Genomic DNA, 23,197 nt, shown 5'->3' with positions numbered 1-23,197 from the left:
CCAGCGGAAACCCGGTTGCAGAAATCCTTGAAGACAGCTGACTGAGCAAACATCGCCTGAATCACGACCGAGTTGGCCCATCGTTCGGGTGTCTCGCAGCCGGCCATCAACCGGATTCTCAGGGAGCGCTCGAAGGCCAAACATCCGCGGCAGGACACGCTCGAAAAGCTCGCCGCCGAGCTCGGNGTCACGCCGGATCAATTGGCTGGCCGGGAGCCGATCTCCGCCCACATGCTCGCCAGGGGCGTGGTGCCGGTGCTGAGGTGGGAACAGCTCTTGCCCACCGACTCATCGGGAGACGGCGGTCAGAGTGCGTGGCTGGCCTGCCCCGTCGAACACAGCGACGAGACCTTCGCCCTTCCAGTGCTCGGCGAGGCGATGAACGGAAATGACGGCTACCGCGAAGGCGAGATTCTCTTCGTCGACCCGCGCGTTCCCGCTTCGCACGGCAAGGATGTCGTGGTGCTCCACGGAGAAACCGCTCTCTTCCGGCGGCTGGTGCTCACGCCGGAAGGCCGTTTTCTCAAGACGCTCAATCCCAACTGGCCGACACCGATCATGCGTCTGCCAGACGACACCGTTGTTCGCGGCACGGTGGTCTTTTCCGGTCGGCTTCGCTGATCATTACGTTCGGCGAGCCGTCTTGTAATTAGCAATTACATTCGGCCGTTCATCGCCGGCCTGCTGCCGACAAAAAAAATACCCGCCGAGGTGGCGGGTATTTTTTTTGGTCAGATCAGCCCCCGCTCTGCGAAGGACATGACCGCGGTGTCGGCCACGATGAAGTGGTCGAGCACCCGGATGTCGACCAGCGCCAAGGCGTTCTTGAGCTCGCTGGTCAGCAGCTCGTCGGCGCGTGACGGCTCGGGATGCCCCGAGGGATGGTTATGCGCCAGGATGACGGCACTGGCATTCAGCCTCAGGCCGGCTTTGACCACTTCCCTGGGGTAGACCGACGTCTGGGTCACCGTCCCGCGAAAGAGCTCGCTCCCGGCGATCAGCCGGTTCTGCCCATCGAGCCACAGTGCGACGAAACTCTCGTACTCCTGCCCGCCAAGAAACAGACGCAGGTAGTCGCCAACAGCCGTCGTTGAAGACAAGCTGACAGGCGATTCCGCAAGCTCTTCCGCCAGGGCGCGCCGAAGGAGTTCCCGGGCCGCCATCAGTCGGTCAGGCACGGCATAGGGAAGAAGCGCCTGTTCCGTGCCAAGGGTAGTGGTCTGCCGGGGCGCGCGCAGCCCGAAAAGCTCGGCCAGCGAGCGGCTGGCGAGCAACGCTGCCTCGTCGCCGAGCACGATCGAAAGGAGTTCGCGGTTGCTTGAATGGATCATCTGGGGTGCCTCCAATAGAAAAACGGGGCGGCACCCTCCCCTTGCGGGACGATGCACGCCCCGCGGGGTTCAAAGATTGCGGCTTAATGCGTTACGGTTGGCTGGCTAACGGGTCTGCCGGCTTCGAGAATCTTCTGGCTGGCGCTGAAGATCCGCTGTGCCGATCTTTCCGGGAGCTGACCGTTTTTGAGCCACGACTGGATATAACCTCGCGACTCGTCCCGGCCTGGCAACTCGAGGATCGAACACAGGAGAAAGGCCACGCCTTCGGCCTCGGCTTCGCGAACACTTCGTGGCGTCGACGCGGCGTCATGGCAGTCGCCTTCCAGGGTGTGCCCGAGAACGACGTGAGCCATCTCGTGAAAACGCGTCGAGTGGGGATGCTCTGCCAACTGACTGACCGCGATGCGGCGCTCAACCGCATAGCCCTCGACATTGCCGTCCAGGTAATCAAAGTGCTCCAGCGTGATGTCCAGCGCGGCCAAAGCCGCTTCGGCATCCCAATGGGGCGATTCGACAGGCTCGGCGTAGGCCTCACCTTCGGTCTGCTCCAGGCTGAACCAGCGCGGCGCGAGTTTGAAGCGCGTAAATACCTCTTCGCTGCCGCCGGGATCGCCGGAGTCGTCAGAAACCGCGTTCGTGCCGCAACGTTTGACGGTGATCGGCATCCACAGCGAGAGTGCTTTCTGTCCCTTGCAAACCGAACGACCCAGCGCCTTCCAGCGACTGAAGCTCGCGATGGGCGACAGGGGCAGGCACTTTTGACGGAGCTGGAGGGCCGCCAGAATCTGGTTGCCGATGCTGAAACGGTGAAACCGGCGGAAAGCCTGACTGACGATCCCGGGCTCGGTAAGAGCCTGTTCGAGAAGGGGTGCGAATTTGTCGTACATGGTGCCTCCAGTGAAAAACGGGAAGGCACCATCCCCGGCGGGGAGCGGTACACTCCCCGTGGGATGGAAAAACCGGCCAAGGCCGGGTAAGTCTGCTGCGTTAGCAGCGGCTGATTGATGAGCCGGCGGAAAGGGCAAATTTCCGTGCCTCGACGGCATGCGGGCCGAGAAACCTGGCGCGTGTACCGTCCGGTTGACGAACGAGGATTCGGCCGACGACGAGGATCTGTTGTCGCACACCGATGTCCCCATCGAAGCGGGTTTGCAGGTATTGCCGGTAGTCGCCCTGCCATCCGACTGGCGGAGCAAAAGGCCCGAAACCCCCTGGCCGGGTAGCGATCCGGCTGAAGTCGATGACGCCGTACATGGTCACCTCCTCGTCAGGCGGCCCGGGTGAGTGCCTTGTCGACACTGCCGAGCGTGGGAAAACCTGCTTTCCCTGCGAGATTGAACACGTCGAGCCAATCGACCCCTTTTTGGCCGTCGGGAATCGTGAGCGCTGGCGCAATCGCACCGGCTTGAATCCCCATGGCCCAGAGCCGAGTCACCAATGCCCTCGCCGCTTCCTGTCCGTGTCCGGACGGGTGCTGTCGCGACGGCCGGTCCTTGTCGGCGAAGACCAGGACCTGGCGCACTCCTGGAGGAGGAACAAAGGTTTCCAGAAGATGGGCATTTCCGGTCGCCCAGGCGGGCAGACCGGTGGCTTCGATGACGGCAAGTGCGGTTTCGATGCCCTCGGTCACCGCCAGGCGACTCCCGGGGGCGATCAGGCGAATGGCGCCGCCGGTCAGCTGTCGCGCCGAGGGATGGCGCATCAGCTTCTTGGGCGCGTCAACCGACGCCTTGTGGCCATCGACCGTCAGATAGGTACGATGGAGAGTCACCGCATCGCCCCCCTGCCCGGTGACCTGGGCGAGGATGGCTGGATGGCGCCCCACGAGACACCGATCAGCGCAGTAACCCAGCGCGGGATGAAAACGCAGGGTTTGTGGTGCCGTTGCCGGCAGACCTCGCCGCGCCAGATAGAGACGCGCCGGCTCGGCTTGCGGGTCTGTTAGCGGGAAGGATTCCCGCCAAGTGCGATTGAGGTGTTCGCGGCGGGTAGCATCGTCGGGCATACCGCTTGCGACTGACGGCCATTGTCTGCGGGTGCTGCTGACGGGCTGGCCGCCGACATGCTCGGCCACTTCGCGGATCGTGCGACTGAAATCCCAGTCGTTGACCCACATCAGCAAAGACAAGCCGTCGGCAAAAAAGCCGCAGGTGTTGCAGACGCCGCCGCCGGTTTGATCGACGTCAGGAAAAACCCGAAAGCCATCCCGACCACCATGGACCGGACAAGGGACATGCTTCCCTCGCCGCTCCACAGCCTCTTTCAACGCCGGCGCCAGATCGGGCAGGACCCGCTCCCAGCGCCCGCGTGCGTCATCCTTGACGCTCTGTGTTTGATAAGCCTGTTTCATTGCAGGTGCCTCCATGGAATGTCCCGGTCGGGACCTTCCGAAGCACCCCATGTCGAGGTCCTGGGGAAGGCCACGGCAAGGCCGGTTGGAACGTTCCGCGCGGCATGAAGGTAGCCCTGCCGGGATACGCTTCCCCGGCGGGGTCATGATGCTGTTTGTTTTCTCGTGGCCAGCTACCACACGTCCATCCTGCGCCTTACGGTGCGGGATCGAAACTCAATGGGCTGTTCGCAGGAGGCTCACCGAACCCCTCCGAAAAGCCCCGGCACGGTGGCCGGGGAAAGTGCTGCAGGGGAGGAAACAGCTACGATGTTACGCAGGCACTACGGCCTTCGGCGGGCGAAATGCGTCCTGATCGAATCGAATTCGGCGAGCTTTAGCGGCGGCGTCGAACCGCGCAAATTTGGCGGCCATAGTTGGCGGCGGAATTTGGCGGCGACGAGCGCCGGCAGAGCGACGACAATCAGTGTCCGGTGTTTGCTGCGAAGCGGGCATTCGGAACGAGGCGTTCTACGTCTGGTCGTCGGCCAGAGCGGCCGTTGGCGGCACATGGAGCGGACGGCCGGTATGGCTCCTTTACCGGACGGACGGGAAGAAATTGCGCCGAATGGCTGCTTCTATCTCTTCGCTACGCCCGGATCCGACCCGGAAAAGACAGTAGAAGTTTGCCGGAAGCAGCCGTCGTCGCGGCCTGGGTGTAGGCTATTGACTTGGCCTGCGACGTGCCGCTTTTGACGATCGTCTTTTCCTGTATAGAATTAGTACCCATAGGGCGCAGAGTCTGCTGAGGTAGGGACTTCAGCGTTTCGAGTGACACCGGCTTAGGGAGAGGGCGCCGATGTTACGCAGCAAAGCTGTCACCGTAAAAAAAAATTAGCCGCGGGAGCATTAGTCATGAAAGATCTCGTCGATATGCTTATGGGTTACCGGACTTGGGTGAAGATTGTAGTAATCGCTCTCATTTTTTACGATAGTTGTTCTATTAGTGTTCTTTCGTCCTGAGAAACAACTGCAAGAAGATAAGGATCGTGAAGCCTTAGTAGCTATCCTACAGCTGCGCTTTGAAACAATTTCAAATGAACTTAATTCTGTATTCGAAAACCTTGCAGAAGCTGGTAAGAAAAAACGACGTTCAGGCAACAGCCGAAATGGTCAAACTGCGAGATCTACGTGAGCGTTTTCGCAAGCTTCATGAAAAGCATGTTGTCGCTGTCGCCAAAGATGAAATTCTTCTAGCGCACGACCTTGTCCGTGAAATTCACACCCTGCTTGCACAAATTGAGGCAACTGTAAGGGCAAGGGAAGGGACCATCGCTAGGGATTGGTTTGGCAGTCTGCCAAACGCCTATTTGAGAACTCCTGAGGAACGTGATGATCCTGAATATCACGCGGTGATGCGAGATGTCGGACGGTTGTCCGAGGCAACGGTAGATAGGGTACAAGGCCTTCGTTATCCTGGCTCTCCGCCTCAATCCGTAAGGGCGGAACTTCGAGCCCTAGCATTTGAAAGCGGCGATTGACAATGATCTGAACAACGCACGGGTCAAACGCACGCCCGTGGTCACACACGGGGAACCACAGGGTCCGGGGCCGGCTAATGGGTGACCTCGTGCGACTCGTGGAGTTACGCTTCACTTCGTTTGCGGTGGCCAACTTACGGGACGAATTTTACCCCCCAAGATCGTGAGCACTCCGTACTGTCGCGACGGCGTCGCAACGTTCACCCTTGATGCGGGCTCACCACGCCCGCAGAATGCGGCTAGCGGTCCATGAAACGACGAGCCCACCCAGAACCGCAATAGTTGTGATCGCAGCGCTATCAGCGGGAAAACCAAGCTTGATTGATGTCCATGCCACCAACGTTAGGGGTGCCGTCAATAAAAAAGCAGCAACACCTCCGAGCGTCGCAGTGAGCACAGGCGCTACGCGGTACAACCTCCTTACCCATCCCACCCTTTCTGCCTTGTGTGCAGTGGGTAGTTCGCCGCAAAGCACGAAACGGGCGATTTCAGGCCAACACTTCTCACCAATCGCTGCTCCATGCCCGCCTCGGACATATTGGATATCGTCTAACGGAAAGGAAAGTTTGGAGCGAAGGGGGTCCTTCGCGAAAGCAAAGCCATAGGCTCCTGCCCCCCCCAACGTCCATGAAGCGCAAACCGAGCCGTTCGAACACCCCAGGCAGAAAGGCAACCACGGTGTCAGCACTACCAACGTAGTTCAACACCTGATGCACCCGACCATTTACCTTCGACCAGTCGTAGCTGCACCGCAGGACACTGCCGGCAAGAACCACGCGATGTAGACGGATTTCAGGGCAGAGAATAAGGGATCGGGCTGCAATGTAGGTTCCATTGCTATGGCCAACAAAGCTAATGTCAGCACCAGGAAAGTGACTTTGAACGTCAGCATAGCGCTCCATAAACCATCGGGTAGCCCGCTCACGTCCTCCAGGTTTGACGAAATCCCACATTGAAAAGTAGCCGTAACTGGGCGTCGGAGCTCGAACGCCAATTCCAAGTTCGCGTGCCAGGATCTTGACCTCGCGCGCAACTCTCTTCGTCCAAAAGCCATCGTCGCGGATTCCATGAACTACCATCACGACATGTTCCACGGGACGATGCTTCTGTCGCACAGAAGCATCGTCCCCGATCAGATCCATCGGGTCGAGGTAGTCGTCTATGTCTTCTGGGAGTACGACCCAATTCCTCGCTTTGAGCTCTGCGAAGGAATCCCGTAGTGCAGCAACCACGCGTAGACGTCTAGTCTTGAACTCTTCGAGTTCCCCGGTAACGAGCAGGGCTTCGGTGTGGTTGGCGCCAGGTAACTCGACGTACAGGAACTCCGCACGAGGACCGAGCTCAGTGCAGTCCGCCGGGGATATGTACTCGTCTCGCGCGCCCAACAGAAACACTGTCGAAGGAACCCCCGAGGCCGTTAGTGGCCTGTCGTCTCTGGTAGCAGAGACTCGTTTGCGGAGCGTCTCTATGACGCGCACGTACTGAATTCGTGTACCAACCACAAATGGAGAACCGCGCTGCAGACGCCAGATAATTGGATACTTGCGATCTAGCGGTTTACCTATTCCCTTGAGAAAGCCGATGAATCTGGCAATCCCAAACAGTATTGGTGAAAAAAAATCTCACGTGATCGGGTGAAGCCGTTGAAAATTCCCACCCTCTCGTGATGCCGGCCAACATTGTCAGACGATGAACTTTGTGTGCCCAAGGCGTAACTGGCCGACTTAATTCGCCAAGGGGACTATAGCCGTGCGCCATACAAAAGATCCGTCGGGCAAGAAGCGACCCGACGCTGTAGCCAAGCAGCGTAATGGATATTAACTCTGGTCTCGTCTTTAAATAGGAGTCGACCTGGGAAAAAATTTCCTTTGAGATATTTTCTGGCGTTTCCATGCAAAACATTGGAAGATTTAGTCGTGGCACCCATAAATCATATTCAGGCATGTCGGCGCAAAGTGCATCAATCGTTTCTTGTGGGATTTCTCCTCCCGACCGACCAAATAGCAGGGAGTCGCCTCTGTTAGTCCATCCGCGGATAGCGATAATCAAGTACTTTTTAGCCATGGCGCTTGTTTCTCCTGTCTGCAGGTGATTGCCTTGAACAGCAGTCTATTCGCTGGCGAGAAACGAAATCGATTTCATTGTCCGATGCGTTCCAGAAGCGACTCGGCTATTACTTGTCGCTGTCGCGCCAGGGTCTTGTGCTGGGCGCCAGCTATCGCTGCGCGCAGAGCGTTCTTGCGGGGTTACGTACAGCGAGTTGTGCGGGCTATTCGTTCGAAATTGGGCAGACATGGATATCCCCCCCCCACGATCTGGCACTGTTCCCGCGAGGTCGCGCGAACGCTAATTATTAGCGGCGCTAGGTCGGTTTGTGCGCTGCTGTTCTCTCCAACCGTGACTTTTGATTGTTTCAATAGCACCCCCTTATGTGTGGCCTAACGTTCAAGCTCAGGAACGCTGCGCGGCTTTATCGCGCAGCGTCTCTGGAGCGCAATGTTAGCCAATCTCATTCGGTGTGGCCTTGTCTCCAATTTTAGGAGCCTGGCCGCCCTTCGGCATAGCCTCGCTTCGCTTACCAAAATAGAAGCCGATAACTAGTGTAAGCAACGGCGGGATGATTTGAACGCAGGCTTCGAATATTTTCTGTCCCCGGGCTTCACCGGCCGGGTTTGTTGGCGCCCAGTAAAACATGGCCATTCCTAGCATGAATACCAATGCTAACGAGGTAAGCACAACTGACCCGAAATACAGATGGCGACTCTCTTGATCTTTCCCGTTTAGCAGCGCAATCAAGGCAGCCATAATTACTACGATAGCTAATTCGCCCGCCGCGAATATGATTACTGGGTCCATAATTTCTCCTGATGGGAAACGAATAGCGTTTATCTGCCACCCCGAAATCGCCCGGATAAACCGCTGGCGGTTCACGGCAGATAAACCTTGTAGGACTGAATCGCCTCGACGGCGGCCCTATGGAACCGCCGACTAATTAATTTTCGCATTGAGCTGGCAGCGTAACGCATTGATTGCATTGAAGCCGTAGTTGCAAAAATCGCTTAGGGAAGCGCTGATTAATTAGCTGCCGATGCGTTACCTAGCCGCGCGGCAGCGGTTTTTTTGCATCCCGCCGCGATTTTTGTCAAACTGCCCAAAATTCCGCGGTTTTCTACCCTTTTCGGCACGCTCCCGGGCCTTTCGTCCTATTCAAGGCGCAACTTGGCTGTTGAGCGCCAATAGCTTTCGCTTCGCAATCATCAGATTGGCCAAAGCGAACAGCGTGTGCAGTTGCGCCGTGTTCTTGTCCAGCCCTTTGTAACGCACCTTCTTGTAGTGGAACAGGTTCTTGACGATGTGGAAGGGATGCTCGACTTTGGACCTGATGCTGGCTTTCAGCGATTCCAGTTTGCGCAACAACTGACCAAACGAGCTCTCTTCGGAGACGGCCTTGAGCTTGCCGCGCTTCATGGCGATCTGCCAGTTGATCTTCCGTTCCTTCAGCTCTTCCCGCTTGTCGGCGCCGATATAGCCCGCATTCAGGAAGACGTTCTTCACTTCTCCGTGCAGCAGATGCTCGGTCTGCGTCACGTCCGCCTCGTTTGCCGCTGTGCCGACGACGGTGTGCACCAACCCGCTCTCGGCATCGACGCCAATGCGGGCCTTCATGCCGAAATACCACTGGTTGCCTTTCTTTGTTTGGTGCATGTGTGGGTCACGGGCGTTGGCTTCGTTCTTGACCGACGGCGGGGCGGCGATGATCGTCGCGTCGGCGCTGGTGCCTTCGCGCATCATGAGGCCCGCTGCCGTGCGCTTGCCGTTGACCGCTTCGAACAGCTTTTTCGTCAGAGCATGTTGCCCCAGCAGGTGCCGGAACTGCAGCACGGTGGTCGCATCCGGTGCAGCCTCTCGGGACAGGTCGATTCCAACGAAGGCACGTAGCGCTTGACTGTCGGTAATGGCGTCTTCGACGCCTTCGTCCGACAAACCATTCCACTGCTGTACGAAGAACACCCGCAGCATCCGCTCCAGCCCAACCGGCGGCCGGCCTCGCTTGCCCTTCGGGTAGTGCGGCTCGACCACCGCAACCAATTCCTCCCACGGCATGATCTGCTCCATCTCGGCAGGAAACACCTCGCGTCGCGTCCGTCGCTTCTTACGTTGAAACTCGGCCTGGGAAAAACTGATCTGTTTCATCGGGGTGGCTCGCGCAGGATTGATTGGCAAATTGTACTATAGGTATATGTGGCGATTAAATAAGCGCTTCCTTAATATAGATTTGCGTTTAAGTGAAGGAGAGCGCTTCGAGTAAGGTTTTCCCATGAACATTAAACATGTTCACTTTCAGAAGATGACGATCAAATATGCGAGATTGTCGCTCCTTGATGGAGGCTCATATAACACCGATGGTGCTGTTGGATTTCCTATCCTTATCCTTCGAGACAACGGTGTCCGGTTTCTTCATAGGTATGCCAGCAACAACGGCCTCAGCTGGGCCTCATAAAGCGCCTGGGAGGCAGGTTTGTGAAAACAGTGCTTGAAGAACCGCAGGACTTGGCGGCTCACCTTGGAGGTGTAGCGGAATACCGGGGCGCTCCAGTCGGGGCGATCGGTCCCGTCTGTCTTGGAGGTCTGGCGCCGGGCCTGCTTGCGCAACGCTTTCTCGTCCACGATTCCGTGCTGACCCATTCTGTGGTGCACCAGCAGAGCCACCAAGAGGCTGGTGACAATGGCCAGGTGGACCTGATTCTCGATGGCCGCCACACTGGCGCCCCATGCCTTGGCCAGGCTGAAGTCGTTCTTCCAGGTGTCGAAACATTTCTCCTCCTCCCAGCGGCGGGAGTACAGGAAGGCGATGACGCCGGGCGCGAGGTCGAACTCGTTGGTCAGAAACTCCACGACATGTCCTCGTCGGCTGCGGAAGGTGATCAGGCGCCAGTGTTGGCGGGAACTGAGCAAGGTGATGCGCAGATCCTTGAGCACCCCGTCGTTGGCCGGGACATCCGCCACCTTCAAGGGCTCGGTGGACTCGACGCTCAGGCTGCTTTTCATGCGCGTGATCATGGTCACGCCCAAGCTCTTTTTCCGGCTATCCCAAAACGTCGCGTCGATGAAAGCGCGGTCGACCAGCCACAGCGCGCCCTTGTCACGGGTCATGGCCTGCGCGGATTGGTCGTAGTCGCGCAACAGAGTGATCTCGTGGCGACTGCGGGTCTCGACGTGCACGTCGGTAGGGCAACCCAAGCGCACGTCGTAGAAGCTCAACAGCGCGTGACCCTTGGGATTGTCCGTCCCGCCCTGGCGGGGCGTACACCGCCCGTAGTGGGCGCTTTCGCTCTGATAGGTTCCATCCATCGCATACACCGGCCGTCCTTGCAGGGCTGGGAATTGCGCCAAACGATCCGGCAGCACGGCCCGGGCCTCGGTGAGCAACGGCGGCATCGCCGCCCCCAAGACCGCGCGGCGGCGGCGCGAGGAGAGCGCGTCCGACCAAGTGGAACGTGCCAGCGGGACGCGCTGCGCCGTCCCAGGCTCGCAATGCAGCAGCGACTGCACCTGCTCGCGCAGCGTGCGCATGCCCTGCAGGTGGCGCAGTACTCCCAAGCCGATAAAATCCGTCATGCTCAACACTCGCGATACCGTGTTGGTACCGCGTACCTGCGCCAAGGCACGAGTCACCGGCGCCAACAATTCCCCCAGGACGGTCTGATTCATGAGGCTATCCATGACCGCAGTTAATCGTTCGGTATCCACAAGGCACTCCAATAAGCTGTTGTTTATACAGCCTAAATTGCGAGCATTTTGCTAAACCTTTGTCAAGTGTTTTTCGCGTTATTTTAAAAATATTTTTGCCAACCAGTTATCCGGGCCATATAGTGCGTAGATTTCCCACCGGTCACTTTTCTATTAAATGATCCCATTATATTCGTATGGCACGACTGAGGCTGCTCCATGGGTGACGTGCCTGCTTCGGCTAAAAACTCAAGCCGGACACCGTTGCCTTCGAGACATTGTGCGATCGGCGCGCCCACCCAATGAACTACAGCCGATTTCTGATCTCCCATGCGCGAACGTCATGGCGCCGAGATCCGGTCTTCTGAACATCGACATGTTCTACGGCGCACGCTCCCCGCGCGACCGCATGCACACACTGGAACCCGACAAAATGCGGAGCGCTGTGATGGGGCACGGGTCCGTGGATCGTGCAGAAGGAGGCTGGAGATAATTCTGCGGCTTTGTCCCCGCGACTGCGGTTCATCTCTGGGTTCGCTTCGGTGGCGCTAATGATCCACGTACGAATTCAAAAGCAATGCAACAGGCAGAAACGAGAATTACAGACTCAGTATATTGCTCAAAATGCGCATCTCCGAACGCGTATAACCTAGACATCCACCATTGATACCAAGAGATTATGAGATTAAGGGGCCAAAATATACGCCAAAAAAACTGCTCGTCGCAGAACTGGGAATCCGTTGGTTACTTGCGCCACCCTTTTTGCTAACGTGGGGTGAAAGAATGACAATTTTCGTGTCTCGCGCCCTGATGCGCTATTCAGAAGGTCTACGTAGGCAATCTGATCACCAAAAATTGAAACCGCTTTCGCGTCCGCATAGAACTCACGGTACTTTGAAACCGAACTCAAAACGAAAGAGAGAACAATGGCATTGTAGACCGCAAGAAACAAGAATCTCAAAACATCATCAGTCCCAGTCTGGCCTTCCGCAACCATCTGGCTCACCGTCTTCACGGCTGTACCGACCACTTGAAAAAATATAAGTCCCATTAATCCTGGCAATAGCCGGTCAAAATGATCGAGGTGCGCAAGTTCATGGCACAAAATTGCCGATGCACGGGGATCTTTTCGCAACAACCCAACTAGCAAGCCCCCGCTTATGACAAGATATGGTCGAAAGATGCCCCTTGTGTGAGCGCCCAGCGCCAAGTCCGTTCGCAAGACACGGGTACGCATTAATACAGGGGCTGGGATACCGATGTGAACATGAGACAGGCAATGCGTCAAGTTTGCTTGTATGTCATGGCTTAGAATTGCTGCTGGCTTGCTTAATTGCCCTCTGACTGAATCAACCAACATAGCGAGAATGCTAGTTAATGCCGCCAAGAACAACGCACCAAATGCAGAATCCACCAATGCGTCTGACAGTATGCAAGCCTGCGTGAAGTAACATACTACAGGCGACGCAACCTGTATTGGGAAGCTGAAGGCTATTAGCAATACCCATTCGATCCGAGCCAATGGTGTAAAGGTCTTCATGCCACACGCACCAAATCTACTTCACTACAAGGCCACGCTGTTCACGAAGTACTCTTAAAGCGACTGGCGCTGCCTTATTGGCAAGTTCGTCGTTCAGACCAGATAATCGAAGCTCTTTCCTAATCAAGTCAATAATTCTTTCATCGTCATCTGTACTAGGCACGCGAAACCAACGTAGCAGCAAGTCGTATCCCCCATCGCCTGCTCGTGAGGCAAGGCGGTCGACGAGTTTTTCGAAGAAACGATAGACGAAAGGCAGCAACATCGCTATTGCAGCTTCCGCGCCAAAGCCTTGTGGCCCACTACTGGTCTCGCCATCAAGCTGTAGTGCCGGGTCGAAATCTTCAACGAGAAACACTTCTTCTGGCGAAAGTTCTTTAAGAACGGCAGTTGTTAAAGTCTTTACAATCTGTACCTGAACCATTACGAACCCTCCTGATGTTTGACTTCGATTGCGGTCTGTCATATGAGTACAATAATTTAGTGCTTGTTCCAAATCCTAACTTATTGTTTTATTGAGAAACTTATGTACAATTCAAGCGAAGCTATGCCATTCGCTCTACCAAAACTGGCAAGTGAGGAGCCAACTAATTGTTTCGATTGATTTATAAGCGGGAACAACTCTATTACTGCTTCCTGAATGACAAGATGAACGCTGTTAAATCCAACAGCCGCGTGCTTGAAGTAAGCGTTGTTTCAGTGCCAGGTTTATGCCCCTTCAACAGAACACGCTGATTCCAGTCAATGTGCTCAGCAGCTGACCTAAGGGCTGCCACATCCTTTTCGCCAAAGAACTTACTGACAACCTCAGCGTCAGAACTCTTAATCTTCAACGCGTGCAACCATGGAAGAAATTTATAGATGCGGTATGTTGCGCCCATGCCTGGCGGTCCATTGTCAGCGGCTTCATATGCCATCGACAGCGTCTGCCTAAGAATTATTGCTTTCGTGGGTGACACGGTACTGACAATTGCCTCGACCTCGTTGAAATGTGCATCCTTTAACGCGCTACGCACACCCTCGAATACCGCCATATCCCATGGTGCGGCGCAATAAAACTCTACTTCCGTGGGGATTGCGCCGCTTGGCAGCCCAAGAGCCAAAGGGAAGTATTCTCGATAGCACTCCTCACTGCTGAACTGGACTGTTTCAGCGCCCATACATGGGAAAGGAGTGGCCGTGGATATTATTACTAGCCAGAAACGCAGCATCTGACCAGGCTGGAATATCAGTCTGCTGAAGAACGTATTCATTCTTTCCCCTTTCGATCATTGCCTTTTTCTGGTTTCGTTAGCATAAATAAGACAGACACAGCTCCACCTCCGATCCCAATCCATAACTGTCGGTTGTCAGCACCGACAAAATGTCCGATTATGACTACGAGGAGAAAGCCAAGCGTTAGGTAGAAATATCGCATTACACTCTCGCAACAAAAAAAAAGAGGAGTTAATGAATAGCTGATTAACGCACGATTGAAAAAGCCCCCCTGACCAAGGCCTTGCCACTCGGATACCATATCAGGGCTTCCGCACTCGGATATCATATGCCAATATTCACCGTAAGCATGGGATTCTTATTATCATGAGAAAACCCACGGCTCTGCCGGAAGATCGTTGCTCGGTTGTCACACCCACCGCTACCGAGCGGAAAAATCTACTTGCAGGCCGAATTCGCGGTAACAGCGGCGTAGCAGCCATCGGCGGCCTGAAAACTGAGGCAACATCCCACACTTGGCCTGAAAAAAGCATGTATTGTCAGTCGAGTTTGAGTGCGGTCTGGTACTGCATGTCGGCATACGGCGGGCGTTCGCCGTTTTCGTGCCGCGCAATTGCCCGCATCATCACAAGCAACTTCGTGTCGTCGGTGGCATCAGCAAAGTCGTCCGGCCCGATGCCCAGCGCGAGGGCAAGGTGTCCGGCGTAGCTCGTGACGTCGTTGTTGTCGCTGGCCGGCGCCCAGCGCGCGATGATCTTACGCGGCGTGTCCAGCCCGTGGTCGGTCTTGTACTTGCGCAGCAGGATGGCCAGCGCGCGGAAGCCCCATTCAGGCTCGCGAAACACGCAGAAGTCCTTCTCGCGCCGCTGGAAGTCGGTCTCGTCGACCGGATCGGCGAGGCCGCGCCACATCGACCCCACGCGGATATTGCCGGGGTTGTTGTTCCGAAAGCCCCGCCGAACCGCCTGTGCAACGTCGACGCCGCCAAATACGGCCTGTGCCGGATCGGATTGGCGGCCAGGCGCGAAGCCCAACTTGCCCAGCAGTGAGGCGATCAGCTGGGCGCGAGCGACCGGGTCGGCGAACACGTTGCCGGGGCCGCCCCTCGCGATGGGCGCTCCAGCGGCGGTCGTGGCGACACCTACGCCTGCCACGGCCCTCACACCAGACCCCGGCCACCACGGCAGTTCCAGCCCGAAGGCTGCCGTCTCAAAGGCCTCGCCAGCAGTGTCGTTGTCCGGCACCCGCTTGCGGAAGCAAGCCCAGTGGCAGAGCTCGTGCAGCACCTTCGCGCGCAGGAACTGCTGCGCGGCCGGGTCCGCCGCGGCAAAGCGGGTCAGCACTTCCATCCCGATCTCGATGCGGTCCGGAATCTGCGCGTCGAACTGCCCGAACACCGACAGGCCCAGATCAGCCGCAAAGATCAGCGGCTCGCTGCCGTCCATGGTGAGTGCCTTGGTCGCCTCAGCGTCGGACAGGTTCGAGTTCTGCAGGAACGGCTTCCAGATCGAGTCCGTCTGCTTCACCATGGGCAGATCCCGCGACAGAAAGTCGAACGCTGCCTTGTAGCGCGTCTGGTGGACTAGCAGCATCTGGGTCACGGCATGCTCCGGTATCGGTTGGTCGGTTCGGTCAGATCAACTGCACGATTTCTTCGTAATAACGGAAGGGGCGCGGATGAAGGTCTTCACGCTTGACCCCCAGCTGCGCGAGGCTATCCCGGATCGCCTGTTCGGTCGCCACGTCGGCGACGCCGGTGACGCGCACGTCAGCATGCCCGAGCGCATAGAGGCGCTGCTGCAGCTTGCTGACGGTCTCGGTCGACGGCGCGTCGTACATCTGTCGAACCGAGGGCGCGTCCGGCTGAGCGCCGAGGCTGGCCCGCAGCGCATCGACGCGGCCTTCGATGTTCGAGATTTCCTCCGGCTTGAAGTCGGCCACGGCAAAGCGCGAAGGTAGCGCCGCTGCCTCGGCGGCCACGCCCTGCGCGAGCGCCAGGCTGCCGCGCAGCCAGCCGTAGCGTGGATCTCCCGGTGCCGTCGTGTTGAGCTGCGCCTGCAGGTCGGCTGCAAGCGACGCGGCGCGCTGGCTGGCCTGCAGCGCGCGCGTGGCGTACTGCGGCGACACGGCCGATGAGTTGGTCGGGATGAGCTTGCCGGCGACGTAGCCACCATGGCTGACCAGCACCAGCATCAGCACCGTGTTGCTCAGAACGGGAAGTGCTTTCAGGAGCAAGGTGCCGGTGCCGAGTGTGTGACCGACCACGCCGCCGTATGCGAGCACGACGACGGCCGTGATGAGGAGCATCTGCAGCCTCGGCAGGTCGACCACGTTGGCGTTGCCGATGTCTTCGCCGCGGATTAGGTCGGCAAGTCGCGCGTCGTTCGGGCTGTTCTTGGTCAGCACACGGCCGGTGGCCGACGGGATCGCATCGAGACTCTGTGCGTCGCGCAGTTGTTGGCCGGTGCGCGCGAGTTCACCCGCATCGCCCGGTTGCGATGCCTTGTAGCTCAGCGCCATCGGCGCCGTCACGAAGCTGGCGACGCTGAGGCCCATCAGCGCGACCAGGTTGAGGTCCAGGTTCACATTCAGAGATTCGCCTGCACTGCCGCGCACGATGTTGGCGACAAAGACCACGTACACGGTCGCAAGCACCAGCACCGTCCACAGCGTGATCTGCAGCCGCGACAAGGCATAGCGGTTGCGCTCGTCGATGAGCACGCCGAACACGCGTCCGCGAATCTTCAGCCCGGCCAGCACGAACAGCCCGAGAATGCCGGCCAGGCAACAGAACCATGAACCGAAGCGCGGCCAGTCGAATGGGCCATAGACGAACGAATCCTTGAACTTCAGCAGGATCCCGAGCGGCGCCACGGCAGCCAGCGCCACGAAGAACGCACGGAAGATGTAGTGGGAAATTTTCATGGTACCTGTCCTTGCGTCACTTGATGTTAAGCGTGTCGGCTGTTTCCTTGAGCAGTTGCGTGGTGTCGGTGGGTATCTGGTTGTCCTTGGCGCCCTGGTCGTGGAAGAACTTCCGCATGGCTTCGACCGTGACCTTGCCCATACGACCATCGACGGTCAGCGGCTGGTCCTTGCCGTCGACGTTGACGGTCTTGATGCCCTGGGCAATCAATGCCTGCTGTACTTTCTGTACCCTGGTCTTGGGCGCGCTGGCGCTGCTGACTGGCTTGACGACTGGCGATGCCGGTGATGGCGTCGCACCGCCGCCGTCCCCGATCGCCACTTCGATGGCGTCGCGGCTCGGTCCGGCATCGAGCACCAGCAACTGGTACTTGCCCGGTTTGGTGCCTGCCCTGGCTTCGACGGTGACGAAGCCCTGTCCCGATTCGATCTTCAGCGCGACGCCATCAGGCGGGCGTGTTCCGATCCATTCGGCGCGGTAGGGCAGCACACCGCCGGAAACCACGACCGTGGCCGCACCGCCGGGCTGCACCGCCAGTGCGCCGGGCGGCGAGTGCTTCATCGCGAGGCCTGCCTGCCGCAGGTCGACGTTGCACAGCTTGAGCTTGTCTTCGTTGGGGTGGATGTCGACCGTGACGATGCTCTCGGCCACCGCACTGACAAGTGCGTTGAGCACCTTCGCCTTGCCGGCCAACTCATCCTGCCCGCCGACGGCCGATGTATTCTTCGATTCCGCGACGGACGGGAGCGACACGCCGATTATCTTTGAACCTGTCGCCGGTAGCGACTTGCCAAGCTGATCCACCAGGCCCTGAATGCTCGGCGAGTTGGCGAGGTACGCATTCGTGACCTGGAACTGGATCGCCATCAAAGAGGAGCGCAGCGCGACCGCGGCGCCGTCGAAGGCGTTGAGCAATTCCTTCGCGGGCGGCAGCACGGCGTGGGCGCGTTCGACCGCCGAGCGCGCGATCGTCTCCGCCGGTGTCGGAGGTCGTCCTGTGCGCGTGGCCAACACGTTCTCGATTTCGGCGGTCGCCAGCGCTATCCTCGCGACATTCGCGCGCAGGTCCGGCCGGCTCGCGTTGGCCAGTTGCCAGGGCTGCATCACGTCCAGCGCGCACTGGACCGCGCTTGCTCCGGCCGCATAGATCATCTGCTGCGGCTTGCTGAACAGCCAGTTGTTGCCTGTGTAGAGCGCCGCGCCGGCGAGTCCGAGGCCAAGCACCTCGGAACTGCCGACACCGCGTATCGCAAGGTCGGCGGCGATCGTGGCCGCACCGATCAGGCCGACGCCGACGCCGCGCTCCCATGCGACTTGGCTCTCGATCTTGTCGAGGTAGCGGTCGCGCATCGAGGTACCGAGCGCGATGGCGTTGGACAGCGTCGGGGCCGCGTCGTAAGCTTGCCTGGCGATTATGTCCGGGCCCAGGTTCGGTTGAATGACTGTTGCGCAGGCAGTCAGCGCGAGTGCCAAGAGCACGAGCAGAAGTCGCTGAATAGGCGGTGCCATTGGCTTTCCCTTCGAGAAGGGGTGTTGACGCATTATAGGAAATCGAACAATTTTAGCGGAACTTCGGCCGGTGGAATTTGGACGCGTCCTGAAATGCCAAGCGCCATAGCTGCAAATCCAAAGAGCCGCATACTTTTCTCCTTCGTTAGTATCCGGAGGCGCTTTTCTCCATTGCTCGGACGGCTGCCACTTACTCGGGCGGCGTTCTATATTGCCAGTGAAAGACTCACGAACGTACACCCTCATAGCGTATTTACGCTGCTTGCACACGGTAGTCCCACCAAGGGGCGTTGGCGCAGTATAATGGCATGTGCCCCAGGGTCGGGGCTCAGCGGCGATAGAGGAGAGCTCGGATGGCAGCGAGGGTCAGGCCAGACACTGGCGAGGCGAGGTCGAAGCAACGGTATCGGGTGACGAACTGGTCGGAGTACGACCGTTCGCTGGTCAACCGGGGTGACCTGACGATCTGGTTCGACGACGCCAGTATCAAAGACAACTGGGCGCCCCCGCCACCGGTCGGTCGGGGCAAGCCCGGGCTGTACTCGGAGACGGCCATCCAGACATGTCTGACGATCAAGGCCCTGTTCCAGTTGCCGTACCGCGCCACGGAAGGACTGATGAAGTCGCTGATGCGCTTGAGCCAACTGGACCTTCCCGTACCGGACCACACCCACATGTCCCGGCGTGCGGGTGAGATCTCGGTGAAGATTCCGCGTCGGCCGCGCAAAGGGCCAACGCATGTGGTGGTGGACTCGACGGGCCTGAAGATCTTCGGTGAAGGTGAATGGAAAGTGCGCCAGCACGGGGTCGGCAAGCGCCGCACCTGGCGGAAGATCCACTTGGCCGTCGACGAGACCACCAAGGACATCATCGGCATTGAAGTGACGACGGCCGATTGGGGCGACAGCGAAGTGTTCTCCGGGTTGCTTGACCAGGTCGAAGGCGAAGTCTCTCAAGTGTCCGCCGATGGCGCCTACGACACCAAAGGCTGCCATGCCGCCATTGCCGACCGCGACGCCCGTGCCACCATTCCCCCGCGGGACGGCGCTGTTCCCTGGGGCGACGATCATCCCCGTGACGGTATTCTCAAAGAGATCGCCGCCAAGGGCAGCGCCGGCTGGAAGAACGATAGCGACTCCCACCGGCGCAGCATCGCCGAGAACATGATGTACCGGCTGAAGCAGTTGGGCGACAGCCTGTACTCTCGAACCTTCGAGCGGCAAGTGACCGAAGCGCACGTCCGCGCCGCCATCATCAACACCTTCACCTATCTGGGCATGCCGCAATCCGTCGGGGTTGGGCAAATTGCGCCTGCCGCATGAAGCAGGACGGGGATAGGGGGAGTTCGCGCCCAAAATGGCGGGATTAGTCATATAGTATATTAGCTGTTACTAATAGTGCACCAACGCCCCACCAAGGCACAAGGCGTTCCCTTAAGGTCTACACTTACTGCCTAGTACTGTCGACGATAAAAGCATCCGAAGCGATTACCTTAGTCAATCACTCGTCGCGCGTCAAATAGATAAACATTATGGGTTTCGGCCGTTTCGCGTGGAACTGGACTGAGTCCTTCGGGGGCCTCCAGCCCTAACGCCGGCAATCGCGTGCCAACCAGAGATTGGGCGCCGTTATCCGGCGTGGAATTGGATTTTCTTGGGTTGGACATTTCGCAGCCGCATGATGTAAATCTGGCTATTCTGTACGGTTTGGTTCGTCGTCTGTTTTCTCTCCAGACGGTGAGTAAGCGGGGCAGCCAAGCCAAATGACTCGCCAAGAACGCCGATTATCACCGCGGACCGGAAGCCGTGGCGCGGCTCAAGGCATGGCGACAGGGAGACTCTGAAGACAGCCGCCGCAAGGGACGCGGGCACCACTGATCGAATACGCGATACAAGGAACGTTGGGACAGACAAAAAAACCTGTGTCTACCGGGAGGGTAGCCAGGCGCGGTTTCCCGCGCCCAGTCCCCGAGGAACCGAGCGTGATAGCTTCCCATCTCTCGGCTCGAGCAGCACAAAGGCCAGCCTCAATAAGTGCCGACCCGGGAACTCGGAGTACTCACCGAGCGACCTTCGCGATACCCACCCGCAGCCGTTGTACATGTCTTTCGAAAATCTTGAGAGCGCACACGCCCAGTAGTGGTGCAGCGTCCATTTGCTTTCTCCCACACTAACGGCTCTCCGAGCTTTCTCGCGACGTGCCACCAATCGGACGTGGGCCCGCTTTCGCGTCGGGTAACACTGAAACCCGTATCCGCACCATTACAGCACGGCATTCGCTTCTTCCGATATCCTACTCCCGCACCACCACAGGCAGAACCTTGCGGCCTGCTGTCCCCGAAGGGAGCGATACGGGGTTTCCACGTTCCTCTTGCTGAAGGATGCCGGGTTAGGTGCCTGCTCTGGACCGAGAGGCGTATGGGTCACGAGAGCGCAGTGACAAAGCGCTGCTCCTACCTCCAGTACTTTTTAGTTCAAGCGTAATAGCCACTTCCGCTTGTTTCGAGTGACGATCTTTATCGCAAATTCAAATATTTTCACCATACCAGCTATCTAGCACTCATCCGGCATATGGCTGCCAGAAGGCTATGCCTCTCACGATTTATACCCCGCGCCTTACGGCGATGCGTTACGTTGTCAGAATCGCTCTTGATTCAGATTCCTAGATTCATCAGGTGACACTGATGGTTCCCTCCTGTTGAAGTGGGAACAACTCCCGCAAGTGACTTCGTGTCGCACCGCCACATCTCGACTCTATCGTACCCTGCCGTCGCGAGAAGATGGAAACAGGGTCGGAGGGTAGCCAGGCGCGGTTGCCCGCGCCCAGCCCCCGAGGAACCGAGCGTGATAGTTTCCTATCACTCGGCTCGAGCAGCACAAAGGCCAGCCTCAATACGTGCCGACCCGGGAACTCGGAATGCTCCCCGAGCGACCTTCGCGATACCGACCCACAGCCGCTGTACATGTCTTTCGACAATGTTGGAGGTGCACACGCCCGTGATGCAGCGTCCATTTGCTTTCCCCCACATCAACGGTTCTCCGAGCTTTCTCGCGACGTACCACCTATCGGACGTGGGCTCGCTTTCGCGCCGGGTAACGTCAAAACCCGTATCCGTTCGATTACAGAACGGCATTCGCTTTTTCCGACATCCTACACCCGCACCGCCATGGGCAGGCTTTGCAGCCTGCTGTCCCCGAAGGGAGCGATACGGGGTTTCCACGTTCCCCTGGCAAAGCATATCGGGTTAGGTGCCTGCAGTCGGCCGGGAGGCGTATGGGTCACGAAAGCGCAGACATAAAGCGCTGTTCCCACCTCCATTACCTTTTGGTTCAAGCGTAATAGCCACTTCCGCTTGTTACGATTCACGGCCTTTATCACAGATTCAAATGTTTTCACCATACCAATTATCTAGCACTCATCCGGCTTGTGGCTGCCAGAAGGGCACGCGTCTCACGATTTGTACCCCGCACGTTGTCGTGCTTCGTTACGTTGTCAACGCCGCTTCTTGATTCAGGCGTCTAGATTCACCCGGTGACACGGGTGGTTCCCTCCTGTGGAAGTGGGAACAGCTTTAACCAGCGACTTCGTGTCGCAATATGTCGTTTCGTGTGGAACCGGCGACAACCGACCTGTGTGGCTGCGCAGACATGGCCACCCCGACCAGCGGCGTTGCGAGCGTTGAAGGCGCTGTCAAGGGCGGGCGAAGCCCGGCGAAGCGAACCCTTTACTGCGCCAGAAACGCTAGTAAGCTCAAGGGCTTGGGGCTGGTTGCGGTTTTTCGCGGCCAGGCCTCGAGCCCGTCCGGCGGCGAGGACTTCCCCGCCCTCGGGGCATGGGTATCTACACAAGTTCGAAAATAGGTTAAAAGTAGGCGGTATGGATCTGAAAACTTGGCACTTGAGCCTCGGCTGAAGCGGAGGTATGAGAAATTGGTGATGGGCCATAGTCACTGTGCGCATCAGTTGGCGGCGGGGATGAAAGCGTTGCCCTGCGGTGACCAGGCGTTTGCGCATACGCAGGCACTGTGGCGTTTTCTGGGCAACGAGCGGGTGACTCCGGCAGATCTGGGTGCGCCGCTGCTGGCGCTGACGCGGGAAGGGGTCGCCGAGGGTTGCGACGAGTATGCCTTGGCGGCGCATGACTGGTCGCGACTGAACTACAACACCCACCGCCGCAAGCTCGATCGTCTGCAGATGACTCACGAAACTGATCTGGGCTACGAGTTGCAGAGCACGGTACTGATGGCGGATCGTGACGGGGTGCCATTGGGAGCGCCGACGCAGAATCTTTGCACTGCCCAGGGCGTGTGGAGCTCTCGCAGTCGTGAAATGGTCCGACCACAGACCCATTTGGACGAATTGACAGAGCGCATCGACTGGCTGGAAGGCCAAGCCGTCGCCAAACCCTTGGTGCACATCGTGGATCGCGAGGCTGACTCGGTTTTTCATCAGCGGGAGTGGTGTGCGCGCAATCGACTCTGGCTTGTGCGTGTCAAGGCGGCCGGACGCGTAAGGTACCAGCAGAAGGCCAGCACCCTGGAGGGCGTGGCCGATGGGTTGTGCTTTGCTCAAGTTCGGACGGTCGAGCACCGAGGCCAGCCGGCTGTGCAGTGGCTGGCCAGTGCCGAGGTAACTATCGTGCGACCTGCCAAGCCCAAGCGTATGGATGAGCAGGGCAAGCGCGTGCCGCCTATCCCGGGTGCGCCCCTGACGCTGCGACTGGTCGTGAGCCGGATACGTACTCCAGACGGCAAACTATAGTGGTCCCTGGAAATCAGACAGTGGTTTAAGCTGTGCTCGGTCATAGGGAGCAAGAAGCGATGAGTGAAGTAGCGACGCGGAAGGTACATACGCCGGAGTTCAAGGCCAAGGTTGGTCTGGAAGCTGTACGTGGGGTCAAGACGATCAACGAGATTGGGCGGGAGTACGGCGTGCATCCTGTCCAGGTTGGGCAATGGAAGAAGGCCATCCAGGAGAATGCCAAGACGCTGTTTGAAGGTAAGCGCGGCCCCAAGCCAGCGGCGGCGCACCGTGAGCCAGAGCTGTTGTACAGCGAGATCGGCAAGTTGAAGAT

At 58.2% G+C, this 23,197-nt stretch carries 20 protein-coding genes; 6 read left to right on the top strand and 14 right to left on the bottom strand.

The genetic code is table 11. The features are described from left to right. The first annotated feature begins 72 nt into the window (after positions 1-72). Positions 73-621, top strand: coding sequence for a LexA family protein (locus E4Q23_RS19955; RefSeq protein WP_169068259.1), 549 nt, complete (start codon positions 73-75; stop codon positions 619-621). A gap of 110 nt (positions 622-731) precedes the next feature. On the opposite strand, the gene radC is transcribed toward E4Q23_RS19955, so the two are convergent. The 4 genes from radC to E4Q23_RS19935 form a co-directional block, all read right to left on the bottom strand. Continuing rightward, positions 732-1,331, bottom strand: a complete 600-nt coding sequence (gene radC / locus E4Q23_RS19950; RefSeq protein WP_169068258.1) for a RadC family protein — start codon at positions 1,329-1,331, stop codon at positions 732-734. A gap of 83 nt (positions 1,332-1,414) precedes the next feature. Next, positions 1,415-2,359 carry a DUF1738 domain-containing protein gene (locus E4Q23_RS19945; protein WP_169068257.1) on the bottom strand — a complete coding sequence of 315 codons (945 nt, stop codon included), beginning with the start codon at positions 2,357-2,359 and terminating at the stop codon, positions 1,415-1,417. Beyond that, positions 2,322-2,588, bottom strand: a complete 267-nt coding sequence (locus tag E4Q23_RS19940; RefSeq protein WP_169068256.1) for a hypothetical protein — start codon at positions 2,586-2,588, stop codon at positions 2,322-2,324. Before E4Q23_RS19940 ends, E4Q23_RS19945 begins: the two co-directional genes overlap by 38 nt. A gap of 13 nt (positions 2,589-2,601) precedes the next feature. After that, a complete protein-coding gene (locus E4Q23_RS19935; protein ID WP_169068255.1) occupies positions 2,602-3,684 on the bottom strand; it encodes a DUF7146 domain-containing protein in 1,083 nt (360 codons plus the stop codon). 1,076 nt (positions 3,685-4,760) lie between these two features. On the opposite strand from E4Q23_RS19935, the gene E4Q23_RS19930 reads away from it, so the two are divergent. Together E4Q23_RS19930 and E4Q23_RS19925 are read left to right on the top strand one after the other, a co-directional pair. Next, positions 4,761-5,204, top strand: coding sequence for a hypothetical protein (locus E4Q23_RS19930; protein WP_169068254.1), 444 nt, complete (start codon positions 4,761-4,763; stop codon positions 5,202-5,204). 1,067 nt (positions 5,205-6,271) lie between these two features. Further along, positions 6,272-6,424, top strand: coding sequence for a hypothetical protein (locus E4Q23_RS19925; protein ID WP_169068253.1), 153 nt, complete (start codon positions 6,272-6,274; stop codon positions 6,422-6,424). 337 nt (positions 6,425-6,761) lie between these two features. Here the strand turns inward: E4Q23_RS19925 and E4Q23_RS19920 are convergent, their stop codons facing one another. The 10 genes from E4Q23_RS19920 to E4Q23_RS19875 all read right to left on the bottom strand — a co-directional run bounded on the left by E4Q23_RS19920 (position 6,762) and on the right by E4Q23_RS19875 (position 18,124). Then, positions 6,762-7,268: a hypothetical protein gene (locus E4Q23_RS19920; RefSeq protein ID WP_169068252.1), complete on the bottom strand. Its 507-nt coding sequence runs from the start codon at positions 7,266-7,268 to the stop codon at positions 6,762-6,764. A 435-nt stretch (positions 7,269-7,703) separates the two neighbouring features. Further along, complete coding sequence (locus E4Q23_RS19915) at positions 7,704-8,135, bottom strand: hypothetical protein (protein WP_248595606.1); 432 nt, start codon at positions 8,133-8,135, stop codon at positions 7,704-7,706. Positions 8,136-8,411: 276 nt separating this feature from the next. Beyond that, positions 8,412-9,398 (bottom strand): IS5 family transposase, encoded by a 987-nt coding sequence (locus E4Q23_RS19910; RefSeq protein ID WP_169068251.1) that lies wholly within the window; start codon positions 9,396-9,398, stop codon positions 8,412-8,414. Positions 9,399-9,662: 264 nt separating this feature from the next. After that, positions 9,663-10,916, bottom strand: coding sequence for an IS4 family transposase (locus E4Q23_RS19905; protein ID WP_169068250.1), 1,254 nt, complete (start codon positions 10,914-10,916; stop codon positions 9,663-9,665). Positions 10,917-11,619: 703 nt separating this feature from the next. Then, positions 11,620-12,474, bottom strand: a complete 855-nt coding sequence (locus tag E4Q23_RS19900; RefSeq protein ID WP_169068249.1) for a M48 family metalloprotease — start codon at positions 12,472-12,474, stop codon at positions 11,620-11,622. 16 nt (positions 12,475-12,490) lie between these two features. Continuing rightward, the gene (locus E4Q23_RS19895; protein WP_169068248.1) at positions 12,491-12,898 is read right to left on the bottom strand and encodes a hypothetical protein; all 408 of its coding nucleotides are present in this window, start codon (positions 12,896-12,898) and stop codon (positions 12,491-12,493) included. Positions 12,899-13,100: 202 nt separating this feature from the next. After that, on the bottom strand, positions 13,101-13,727 hold the full coding sequence (locus tag E4Q23_RS19890; RefSeq protein WP_169068247.1) for a hypothetical protein: 627 nt from the start codon (positions 13,725-13,727) through the stop codon (positions 13,101-13,103). A 501-nt stretch (positions 13,728-14,228) separates the two neighbouring features. Continuing rightward, positions 14,229-15,281, bottom strand: a complete 1,053-nt coding sequence (locus E4Q23_RS19885; protein ID WP_336511742.1) for a hypothetical protein — start codon at positions 15,279-15,281, stop codon at positions 14,229-14,231. 40 nt (positions 15,282-15,321) lie between these two features. After that, positions 15,322-16,578 carry a peptidoglycan-binding domain-containing protein gene (locus E4Q23_RS19880; RefSeq protein ID WP_169068245.1) on the bottom strand — a complete coding sequence of 419 codons (1,257 nt, stop codon included), beginning with the start codon at positions 16,576-16,578 and terminating at the stop codon, positions 15,322-15,324. Between the two features lie 52 nt (positions 16,579-16,630). Further along, on the bottom strand, positions 16,631-18,124 hold the full coding sequence (locus E4Q23_RS19875; RefSeq protein WP_169068244.1) for a hypothetical protein: 1,494 nt from the start codon (positions 18,122-18,124) through the stop codon (positions 16,631-16,633). A 353-nt stretch (positions 18,125-18,477) separates the two neighbouring features. Here E4Q23_RS19875 and E4Q23_RS19870 point away from each other — a divergent pair, with 353 nt between their 5' ends. The 3 genes from E4Q23_RS19870 to E4Q23_RS19860 form a co-directional block, all read left to right on the top strand. Next, positions 18,478-19,446, top strand: a complete 969-nt coding sequence (locus E4Q23_RS19870) for an IS5 family transposase (protein ID WP_169068243.1) — start codon at positions 18,478-18,480, stop codon at positions 19,444-19,446. Between the two features lie 2,652 nt (positions 19,447-22,098). Next, positions 22,099-22,884 (top strand): hypothetical protein, encoded by a 786-nt coding sequence (locus tag E4Q23_RS19865; protein ID WP_169068242.1) that lies wholly within the window; start codon positions 22,099-22,101, stop codon positions 22,882-22,884. A gap of 59 nt (positions 22,885-22,943) precedes the next feature. After that, on the top strand, positions 22,944-23,197 hold a 254-nt coding region (locus tag E4Q23_RS19860; protein WP_169068241.1), incomplete at its 3' end, for a transposase.

It is taken from the genome of Candidatus Accumulibacter phosphatis, from assembly GCF_012939955.1.
Lineage (GTDB): Bacteria > Pseudomonadota > Gammaproteobacteria > Burkholderiales > Rhodocyclaceae > Accumulibacter > Accumulibacter delftensis.
Note: the sequence above shows the minus strand (reverse complement) of the source record. Positions and strands in the feature narration are given on the sequence as shown.

Excerpts from the sequence above, each read along its gene's own strand:
- radC (WP_169068258.1), bottom strand. The coding sequence starts at position 1,331 with ATGATCCATTCAAGCAACCGCGAACTCCTTTCGATCGTGCTCGGCGAC.
- E4Q23_RS19940 (WP_169068256.1), bottom strand. The coding sequence starts at position 2,588 with ATGTACGGCGTCATCGACTTCAGCCGGATCGCTACCCGGCCAGGGGGT.
- E4Q23_RS19935 (WP_169068255.1), bottom strand. The coding sequence starts at position 3,684 with ATGAAACAGGCTTATCAAACACAGAGCGTCAAGGATGACGCACGCGGG.
- E4Q23_RS19930 (WP_169068254.1), top strand. The coding sequence starts at position 4,761 with ATGAACTTAATTCTGTATTCGAAAACCTTGCAGAAGCTGGTAAGAAAA.
- E4Q23_RS19925 (WP_169068253.1), top strand. The coding sequence starts at position 6,272 with ATGAACTACCATCACGACATGTTCCACGGGACGATGCTTCTGTCGCAC.
- E4Q23_RS19920 (WP_169068252.1), bottom strand. The coding sequence starts at position 7,268 with ATGGCTAAAAAGTACTTGATTATCGCTATCCGCGGATGGACTAACAGA.
- E4Q23_RS19910 (WP_169068251.1), bottom strand. The coding sequence starts at position 9,398 with ATGAAACAGATCAGTTTTTCCCAGGCCGAGTTTCAACGTAAGAAGCGA.
- E4Q23_RS19905 (WP_169068250.1), bottom strand. The coding sequence starts at position 10,916 with ATGAATCAGACCGTCCTGGGGGAATTGTTGGCGCCGGTGACTCGTGCC.
- E4Q23_RS19900 (WP_169068249.1), bottom strand. The coding sequence starts at position 12,474 with ATGAAGACCTTTACACCATTGGCTCGGATCGAATGGGTATTGCTAATA.
- E4Q23_RS19895 (WP_169068248.1), bottom strand. The coding sequence starts at position 12,898 with ATGGTTCAGGTACAGATTGTAAAGACTTTAACAACTGCCGTTCTTAAA.
- E4Q23_RS19890 (WP_169068247.1), bottom strand. The coding sequence starts at position 13,727 with ATGAATACGTTCTTCAGCAGACTGATATTCCAGCCTGGTCAGATGCTG.
- E4Q23_RS19885 (WP_336511742.1), bottom strand. The coding sequence starts at position 15,281 with ATGCTGCTAGTCCACCAGACGCGCTACAAGGCAGCGTTCGACTTTCTG.
- E4Q23_RS19875 (WP_169068244.1), bottom strand. The coding sequence starts at position 18,124 with ATGGCACCGCCTATTCAGCGACTTCTGCTCGTGCTCTTGGCACTCGCG.
- E4Q23_RS19870 (WP_169068243.1), top strand. The coding sequence starts at position 18,478 with ATGGCAGCGAGGGTCAGGCCAGACACTGGCGAGGCGAGGTCGAAGCAA.
- E4Q23_RS19865 (WP_169068242.1), top strand. The coding sequence starts at position 22,099 with ATGAAAGCGTTGCCCTGCGGTGACCAGGCGTTTGCGCATACGCAGGCA.